The organism is Flammeovirga sp. SJP92, from assembly GCF_001583495.1.
Classification (GTDB): Bacteria; Bacteroidota; Bacteroidia; order Cytophagales; family Flammeovirgaceae; genus Flammeovirga.
This window is the reverse complement of record NZ_LQAQ01000096.1, coordinates 1-8,131: the sequence shown is the minus strand read 5'-3', so window position 1 is coordinate 8,131 and position 8,131 is coordinate 1. Positions and strand designations below refer to the sequence as shown.

10 protein-coding genes are annotated in these 8,131 nt (G+C 35.3%); 3 read left to right on the top strand and 7 right to left on the bottom strand.

What is annotated here, in order from left to right:
- Positions 1 to 356: 356 nt before the first annotated feature.
- Entirely contained in the window at positions 357 to 1,025 is a 669-nt protein-coding gene (locus AVL50_RS24145; RefSeq protein ID WP_062619281.1) for a 2-C-methyl-D-erythritol 4-phosphate cytidylyltransferase, read from the bottom strand.
- Positions 1,026 to 1,315: 290 nt separating this feature from the next.
- Here AVL50_RS24145 and AVL50_RS24140 point away from each other — a divergent pair, with 290 nt between their 5' ends.
- Positions 1,316 to 1,717 (top strand): response regulator, encoded by a 402-nt coding sequence (locus tag AVL50_RS24140; protein WP_062619279.1) that lies wholly within the window; start codon positions 1,316 to 1,318, stop codon positions 1,715 to 1,717.
- A 16-nt stretch (positions 1,718 to 1,733) separates the two neighbouring features.
- Here the strand turns inward: AVL50_RS24140 and gldD are convergent, their stop codons facing one another.
- The 6 genes from gldD to AVL50_RS24110 all read right to left on the bottom strand — a co-directional run bounded on the left by gldD (position 1,734) and on the right by AVL50_RS24110 (position 6,532).
- Positions 1,734 to 2,345, bottom strand: a complete 612-nt coding sequence (gene gldD / locus AVL50_RS24135) for a gliding motility lipoprotein GldD (RefSeq protein ID WP_062619277.1) — start codon at positions 2,343 to 2,345, stop codon at positions 1,734 to 1,736.
- A gap of 21 nt (positions 2,346 to 2,366) precedes the next feature.
- On the bottom strand, positions 2,367 to 3,734 hold the full coding sequence (gene gldE, locus AVL50_RS24130) for a gliding motility-associated protein GldE (protein ID WP_062619276.1): 1,368 nt from the start codon (positions 3,732 to 3,734) through the stop codon (positions 2,367 to 2,369).
- Between the two features lie 26 nt (positions 3,735 to 3,760).
- Positions 3,761 to 4,246, bottom strand: coding sequence for a single-stranded DNA-binding protein (locus AVL50_RS24125; RefSeq protein WP_062619274.1), 486 nt, complete (start codon positions 4,244 to 4,246; stop codon positions 3,761 to 3,763).
- 89 nt (positions 4,247 to 4,335) lie between these two features.
- On the bottom strand, positions 4,336 to 5,403 hold the full coding sequence (mutY, locus tag AVL50_RS24120) for an A/G-specific adenine glycosylase (RefSeq protein ID WP_062619273.1): 1,068 nt from the start codon (positions 5,401 to 5,403) through the stop codon (positions 4,336 to 4,338).
- A gap of 2 nt (positions 5,404 to 5,405) precedes the next feature.
- Positions 5,406 to 5,921, bottom strand: coding sequence for a DUF2062 domain-containing protein (locus AVL50_RS24115; protein WP_062619271.1), 516 nt, complete (start codon positions 5,919 to 5,921; stop codon positions 5,406 to 5,408).
- Entirely contained in the window at positions 5,909 to 6,532 is a 624-nt protein-coding gene (locus AVL50_RS24110) for a rhomboid family intramembrane serine protease (protein WP_062619269.1), read from the bottom strand. Before AVL50_RS24110 ends, AVL50_RS24115 begins: the two co-directional genes overlap by 13 nt.
- Positions 6,533 to 6,811: 279 nt before the next feature.
- Here AVL50_RS24110 and AVL50_RS24105 point away from each other — a divergent pair, with 279 nt between their 5' ends.
- Both AVL50_RS24105 and AVL50_RS24100 read left to right on the top strand, forming a co-directional pair.
- Positions 6,812 to 7,375, top strand: coding sequence for a 30S ribosomal protein S16 (locus tag AVL50_RS24105; RefSeq protein WP_062619267.1), 564 nt, complete (start codon positions 6,812 to 6,814; stop codon positions 7,373 to 7,375).
- A 258-nt stretch (positions 7,376 to 7,633) separates the two neighbouring features.
- The gene (locus AVL50_RS24100) at positions 7,634 to 8,044 is read left to right on the top strand and encodes a hypothetical protein (RefSeq protein WP_172826913.1); all 411 of its coding nucleotides are present in this window, start codon (positions 7,634 to 7,636) and stop codon (positions 8,042 to 8,044) included.
- The last annotated feature ends 87 nt before the right edge of the window (positions 8,045 to 8,131 follow it).

Sequence of the window (8,131 nt, the reverse complement as noted above, 5' to 3'; positions counted from 1 at the left end):
TATTTGAAGCCTATTTAAAAGAATGTATAAAAACATATAACTTTATAAGACCACACATGTCATGTTATATGAGAACTCCTATTCAGATGCATAAAACAAGAGGTAAGAAACGAAGGACTTATCGGACAGTAAAAGTCACACAATAAGCCTCGAAATTTATTGAGGTGAAATTGACAGCGAAGCGAATCAATTTTGCATCAATAAATTTGAGGAACTCGCGGTAGCGAAATAAAAACTGAAGGCTACCTATAAAAAAGACCCAATAATTTTTAAATTATTGAGTCTTATATCAAAATTAATTCACTAAAAAACTGTATCGTTTTTTCAGGGCATTACACCTTTTCAATATAAGTTTCCTATTGGATCAACGCCTCTCCAATCTTCAAATCTTCTGGCGTTGTAATTTTAATGTTTTCATAATTACCTTCAAATAGATGCATTGAATGCCCTGAAAATTCAGCTACACTTGCATCATCTGTAAACGAAGGAATATATCCATTTTCAAAGGCAGGGAAAATAATATCTCCTCTAAATGTTTGAGGTGTTTGCACTAATTTGAACTCGTCACGGTTCCCCATTTCATTCCCTTCTTCAGTTACTCTACGTATAGATTCTTTTATAGCTACTGTCGGAATAGCAGATCCATACTCTTCAGCATCAACATAACTTTGAGTAATGACACTAGTATCGACAAGAGGTCTAACACCATCATGAATAGCAATTAAGCAGTTATTCTGATTAGGAATATATTGCAACGCATTGTCTACAGATTGAAATCTAGAATCACCACCAGTTACCACTTGATGCGGTGTCGTAAAACTATGTTGCTCTACCAATGCATTCCATGTTGGTATTTCAGCTTTTGGCAATGCAACAATCACCTGAATGGAATTATCTGCTTCTTTAAATTTATTGATGGTATGCATTAATATAGGAAGACCATTGATCTCAATAAACTGCTTCGGCGTACTGCTTTGCATTCGAGTACCTTTGCCACCGGCTACTATAATGCTATATTTTTTCATTCTCTTTAAGTCTATGTATTTATATGATTGATGATAAGTACTAGAACAAAGTTAAATGGATAATTTTAGGTTATAATTTATTCTAACACTTAATACAAAAAAAGTTGTATTCTATTCTGATTAAAAAGAATCGTAGAAAGAATACATAAATATCACATAATGTTATAATTATTGTCTGTCTAATTTTTGTAACTTATGTAATGGTACCTAAAGTTACTCTACTTCTCTCAAATTTTGAGTGTTAACCCAATTAAAATACAAATAAAGATTACGCTAAACAGTAGAACCTCATGGAAGAAAAACTATTCAAAGTTTACTTTGTAGAAGATAACCCAACAGAAACCATGTTAATGAGACTCGCCTTGCAACAAATCAAAAATGTGGAGGTTATTTTTTTTCAAAATGGAACAGACTTACTAAAAAAGTTCTCTGAATCTCCCTCTGATGTAGTGGTGGCAGACCTTATGCTTCCTGATTTTCATGGACAGGAATTAATTTTCCAACTCAAAAAAATTGAGAAAAAAGTAAAAATTATTGTGATCTCAGCACAGGAAGACGTTGAAGTTATTGCCGAACTTCAAAACCAAGATATTTTTAATTACATCGTCAAAAGTGATGGCTGTTTAAAATACCTTCAAAAAACAATTCAAGTGGCTTGTTTCTTAATCCGAAACGAATACGACTTCGGCTGATAATCCGTTTAATAGATTACTTCTTCCAATCCAAAGTGTTCATCATATGCAACATATCTTTTTTGACGTGTTCAATGACAGGTGCTAAAGAATCATTTTGCGTTGATGTAGGAAAATATAAAGCTGCTCTGAAAAAATGCTGTGTTGAATCTGTAACAAAAAATTGGAATTGACTTGGTACATCACCTTCAATCTCATACATAACCGCAGAATATCCCTTCTCTGTTTTTGTTGCATACTCATCAATAGCTGACGCCCTAACATCATGTTTGAAAGTCAACGTATTGGAAGTGTTGATATAACCTACCAATGAATCGTAATTTGGCAAATTCTTGTATGAAATATCAATGATGGCATTTAATGAAGGATAACGTACTTCTATCCAATACGGTTCAGACATAAATGACTCATCTGGTATAATGACAGCATTAGAAGCAACCTCAAATAAATAAGGATAATCTTTTAAGTCTTTCTTATTGAACTGCTCTTTACTGTATTCATGATTGGGCAGATCGATTCTATGAAAACCTCTTGGTTTTGGAAAATAAGCTTCTTCAGATGTGGAACCACAACCGTACATCAAGAAACTAAACAGAAATATTGTTGTTAGTTGAAAAAATGATTTCATAACAGTGTTAAAGTAGGTTTGTTAATTCTCTTCCTCATTAAACTCCTCTTGAAGTCTTTTTATATGTTCCTCATCATGGAACCTCACATGAACAGTTTTGATCCTTTTCTTATCCACCGCCTTTATTGTAAATGTGATCCCTTTGTATTCAATTTCTTTACCTGTTGAAGGCATTTCTTGAAGTAATTCCAACATCAATCCACCTAAAGACTCTGACTCTCCTTTTACTTTATCAAAGTAATCTGGATCAAGTAGTACCATTCTCTCAAAATCAATCAAAGATGTTTTACCATCAAAAATAAAGGAGGCATCCTCACTCTGGAAATTTTCCAATAAATCTGCATCAAACTCATCGTTGATCTCCCCTACTATTTCCTCTATGATATCCTCCAGAGTAACCAAACCTGTTGTTCCTCCATATTCATCTACAATGATGGCCATGTGTACCCTTCTTTCTTGGAAATCTCTCAGCAATTCATCAATTTTCTTTGATTCAGGAACATAATAAATGTCCTTTCTCACAATGCGCTGCCATTCAAAATGTTCATTTTTATCCAAGTAAGGAAGCAGGTCTTTGATATACAATACTCCAAATAAGGAGTCAATAGTATCGATGTAAACCGGCAGTCTTGAAAAACGTGATTTATTGATAGTATCCATCAATTCATGAAAATTGATCGACTTGTCCAAAGCATTCATATCCGTTCTTGAAACCATGATTTGCTTTACTGTCTTGGAGCCAAAACGAATAATACCTTTCAGCATTTCAGTGGCTTTATCATCAGATTGGTCAGTAGCAAGGTTTACTGCTTGATCAATTTCCTGAACAGATACTTCTAAGTTATAATTTCTTTTGGCTAAAGCTTTTTCCATATAGTTGCCCATACTTGTCAGCATGTAGGCAAAGGGTTTAAAGATCTTAATGGCGACTACCCAAAAAATCACCATTTTTTTAGCAAACAGCAAGCTATTGTTTGTTGCGTAAATTTTGGGTACAATTTCACCCACAAATACGACCAATGCAGTTACTACAAATGTCAACGAAATGAAAATCTCTATACCATCTCGAGGAATATTGATCTGATCTGCAATTTGCCATGCAATAAAAGTAGAGATCATGACCACCGCCACATTGACAAAATTATTACAAATCAATATGGTCGCTAAAAGCTCTTGGGGTTTTTGTAAAAGTGCAAAAACACTTTTACCGATATTATCATCGTCCTCTCGGCAAGCTTTAACCTGATCAGCGGTTAAAGAAAAAAAAGCGACTTCTGAGCCTGAAATCAAGCCAGAAGTAATGAGTAAAAGCACCACTATCAGCGAAGGACCCAATGGTATTTCATTGAGCATAAACGCTAATAGTGGTATTAAAGGATCACCTTCCATGTATGTTTCTTAAAATCAAAAATCTATTAGAAAGGTAGGTCGTCGTTACTACCGTCTGTTGTACTCAAATCAGGAGTTGGCGTAGCGGCAACATTAGAACTTGGAGCAGATGGAGTAGCTGAAGCAGAAGCTGATGGTGCATCTGCAGCAGTTGGAGGCACATAACCACCTTCTTGTCCTTCTGGTCTGTTGTCAAGCATCACCATATCTCTAGCTACCACTTCTGTAGCATAGCGAGTGATACCATCTTTTTCATAGCTACGAGTAGTCAATTTACCTTCTACGTAAACTTTGCTACCTTTCTTCAAATATCTTTCAGCAATAGTTGCCAAACCCCTCCACATCACAATATTGTGCCATTCTGTTTGACTTTGTCTGTTACCATCTCTGTCAGTATAGCTTTCTGTTGTTGCAAGAGAGAATGTAGCAACGCTAACACCTCCTTCAAGATGTCTTACTTCTGGGTCTCTACCTAAGTTACCTACTAATATGACTTTATTTACTCCGGCCATTTTTGTTTAAAATTTCGATAATAATAAAATATGAATCATTAAGTATAATGATGTAAAATGTGAAGATTTTCTTCTAAACAACAAAATACTTAATAAATATATTTCGACAAATAATTCTCTATGATAATCGGTTTTCCGATGGCTTTTATAGCATCAATATCATACCATTTGTAATCAAACTGACCATTTGACAGATCAATTTCATTTTCTAAAGTGATATGATAAAAATCGATATATAATCTTTGGTGAGAAAGAATATGTTTATAAGACTCTGACTTTTTGTAATGAATTGGGAGTGAAAGCACTAATGAAGTGTGTTCTTCTAACTGCTCCTTGCCCAGCTCATTGACCTGCTCATTGACCTGCTCAGAATTATGAATCAATGGAAAGTCATAAAGTCCATTCCAAATCCCCTTTCCTTCTCTTTTTTTCATTATAAATTTCCCGTTATACTCTACTACAAGGTATTGATAATAATGATCTGTTACCTTGACTTTCTTGAGTTTTACAGGGAGGCTTCCAATGCTGTTATTTTCCCTGGCCAAACACTCTTGAACAAATGGACAGGGTTCACATTTTGGACTCTTTGGAACACATTGAATTGCTCCCATTTCCATCAAAGCTTGATTGAAAATGTCGGGAGAGGTTTCTGATATTAAATCATTGGCCACTTCAGAAAAAACTTTCTGTCCTTTGCCTGATGCAATATCTTCTTTAATGTCAAAAACTCTGGAAAGTACTCTATATACGTTTCCGTCAACTGTTGCTACTTTTTCTCCAAATGCAAAAGAAGCAATAGCCGCCGCTGTATATTTACCTACCCCTTTCAAGGTCAACAAGTCTTTGTAATTATCGGGAAATTGACCTCCCCATTGTTCCATTACTTCATTGGCCGCTTTATGCATATTTCTGGCCCTTGAGTAATACCCAAGCCCCTGCCATAAATGAAGTATTTTATCAATATCAGCTTCTGCAAAATCCTTTACTGTTGGAAAGTTTTCTAAAAATTTCTCATAGTAAGGCAAGCCTTGTTGTACTCTAGTCTGCTGTAATATTATTTCTGAAAGCCAAATCTTATAAGGGTCATTGGTATGTCTCCAGGGTAAATCCCTTTTATTTTGTTCATACCAATTGATCAGTTGGGTTGAAAAGTCCATTGTTATTGTTCTGCCTTTTCAAGATGTTGCATTCTTGCTAACATCTTATCAAATATTTTCTCTAAAATCAATTGCATTGGATATACCAGAATAACGGCAACTACAAGCCAAGCCGCACCTCCTTGAAGCATTAATACACCTATCTCTTTTAACCCTTCCAGCAACCCTGCATCAATACTCGCTTGTAGTTTTTCAAAAGTCACACCTTCCGCTTTTTTTCCGAACCATGATGAACCTAGTTCGATATAAGGAACTATCAGAAGAACTTGCAGAGGATAAACAGCATAGTTGGCAATCTGTATTGCCAGTTGATTCAGTCTGAAAACTGAAGCAGCAATTAGACAAATCCATGTACAAAAGCCCAATAATGGTGACGAACCAATCAATAATCCTACTGCAAAGCTCCAAGCTAGTTTAGATGGAGTTAACCCCTGCCTCAGTAAGGTACGAAGTGGTACTAAAATACGGTGAGTGATCGTATGTTTGACAGATAAACGGATTTTCTCTAAAAACTCCATGAGGCGATTTCTCTGATAAAGTTAGATATTGAAGAAGGCCAAATTGCAATGGCATATACAATCCCAAATAATGCACCATATAGGTGAGCGGAATGATTGATATTACTATCTATATTATTGGTTTGATATTTAGTATAAATCAAATAAATAGCCCCCCATATAAATCCTGGAAAACACAACACTCCCCATAGGCATATATTATTTGTTGGTAAATAAAAAATACTAGCAAAAATAACGGCTGAAACACCACCAGAAGCACCTAAAGATCTATAATGATAATTATTCTTATGCTTGATAAAAGTTGGAATATCAGCTACAATTGCTCCTAAAATAAATAAGCCGAAATAAGCAAAAGCTCCCATAGTGGTATTTCCTAATAGTTGACTAAAAAGCCTATCAATATTACTTCCAAAGAAGAGAAGTGTAAACATATTGAAAAAGAGATGCATCCAACTTCCGTGTACAAAAGCGGAAGATACAAAACGGTACCATTGATTTTGCTTTTGCACCAAATAAGGTTGCATCATCATTTTATCTAATAGTGCAGGTTTTTGCCATGCATAATAACTGATGCCAACATTTAATATGATAAGAATTAATGTGAGATTCATGTACGTAATCTAAATTATAACTTTGAGACTGCAAGTTAGTTGATAAAGTGTAGGTTTAAAAAAAGTGAGTAAGGAAGCCTATAAAATTATGATTTTGTAAGGTGTATTTGTAAATAAATGACAAGTATTAAAATTTGATAAGTCTTTATTTACAGAAATCTGTAGTACTTTAAGTTTCAATCTATTATATTTGCACCGCTTTAAGGGGAACGTGTTTCCTCAATGTTTAACTGTGTCATAAAGGACGAGTTCCTTTCCAACACACAAATTGCTTAAAAAATGGCAGTAAAAATCCGTTTGGCACGTCGTGGCCGTAAGAGAAGACCTATTTACAACGTAGTAGTAGCAGACGCTAGAGCTCCACGTGACGGTCGTTTCATCGAGAAATTAGGTACTTTTAACCCTAACACTGACCCTGCAACTATCGATATCGATCCTGCAGCTGCAGCTAAGTGGTTATTAGATGGTGCTCAACCAACTGATACAGCTCGTATGGTTCTTTCTAAAGCTGGTGCGATGTACAAGAAACACCTTCAAGTTGGTGTTAACAAAGGTGCAAAAACACAAGAAGAGGCAGATCAATTATTTGACGCTTGGATGTCAGAAAGATCTTCTGCTTATGCTGCTGATTTAGAAGCTAAGAAAGCTGCTGCTGAAGCTGCTGTTAAAGCTGAATTAGAAGCAGGTATTGCTGCTCGTAAGGCTGCTGAAGAAGCTGAGAAAAAAGCTGAGGCTGAAGCTCTTGCTGCTGCTGCTGAAGCTGCAAAACAAGCTGAAGAAGCTGCTGAAGAGGCTCCTGCAGAGGACGCTTCAGAAGAGTCAACTGAAGAAGCTGCTGAGTAATCCCAGCACAAATCTTAAGTCGAAGGTGAATACCGTTGTATTTACCCCGTAAACTAGGTTTATTGTAAGCCCCAAATCGAAAATATATGGTCCTACCCCTCCCAAGGGTAGGACTTTTTTATGTGCTAAGAATGATAGCCAATTATCGTTTAAACAAATAAACCTTAAAAATCACCTCTTTTACCAACTTGTTTTCTCTTTGCTACGTAACTAAAACCTATCACACCAATCAATTACAACAAATACCAAACAAAACCTATGGAAAGGCATTTAACAGTTGTCGTTCTAGCTTCTATTTTCATGAGCATAACCCTACTATATGGAAAATATGGTGAGGCCAATTATGTACTGAAAGTCAATAACCCCGAACATTTAGAAGAAGCTTTAACAACGGCAGATTCATTGAGTGACAACAAAGACTTAAACCTCAATCAAGCAGAATTAATTATTTGTGGAGAAGCAGTAAAACATCTCTTTGATGATACTGACACTATGAAACTTCTCGAAGAGATTAACTCTGATCAAGTACAGCTTACTTTATGTGAAGGTTCCATTGAGAAACATAATATCAACTTAGATGATTTCTCTTTTCCTATCAATATCATTCCCGATAGTAAAAAAAGATATAAAACGCTACAGAATGTAGGATATCAAGAAATAGAATTGTAATGCCCTGAAAAAACGATACAGTTTTTTAGTGAATTAATTTTGATATAAGACTCAATAATTTAAAAATTATTGGGTCTTTTTTATAGG

Bases quoted from the DNA above. Each gene is read 5' to 3' on its own strand.
- AVL50_RS24145 (WP_062619281.1), bottom strand. From the start codon at position 1,025: ATGAAAAAATATAGCATTATAGTAGCCGGTGGCAAAGGTACTCGAATG.
- AVL50_RS24140 (WP_062619279.1), top strand. From the start codon at position 1,316: ATGGAAGAAAAACTATTCAAAGTTTACTTTGTAGAAGATAACCCAACA.
- gldD (WP_062619277.1), bottom strand. From the start codon at position 2,345: ATGAAATCATTTTTTCAACTAACAACAATATTTCTGTTTAGTTTCTTG.
- gldE (WP_062619276.1), bottom strand. From the start codon at position 3,734: ATGGAAGGTGATCCTTTAATACCACTATTAGCGTTTATGCTCAATGAA.
- AVL50_RS24125 (WP_062619274.1), bottom strand. From the start codon at position 4,246: ATGGCCGGAGTAAATAAAGTCATATTAGTAGGTAACTTAGGTAGAGAC.
- mutY (WP_062619273.1), bottom strand. From the start codon at position 5,403: ATGGACTTTTCAACCCAACTGATCAATTGGTATGAACAAAATAAAAGG.
- AVL50_RS24115 (WP_062619271.1), bottom strand. From the start codon at position 5,921: ATGGAGTTTTTAGAGAAAATCCGTTTATCTGTCAAACATACGATCACT.
- AVL50_RS24110 (WP_062619269.1), bottom strand. From the start codon at position 6,532: ATGAATCTCACATTAATTCTTATCATATTAAATGTTGGCATCAGTTAT.
- AVL50_RS24105 (WP_062619267.1), top strand. From the start codon at position 6,812: ATGGCAGTAAAAATCCGTTTGGCACGTCGTGGCCGTAAGAGAAGACCT.
- AVL50_RS24100 (WP_172826913.1), top strand. From the start codon at position 7,634: ATGGAAAGGCATTTAACAGTTGTCGTTCTAGCTTCTATTTTCATGAGC.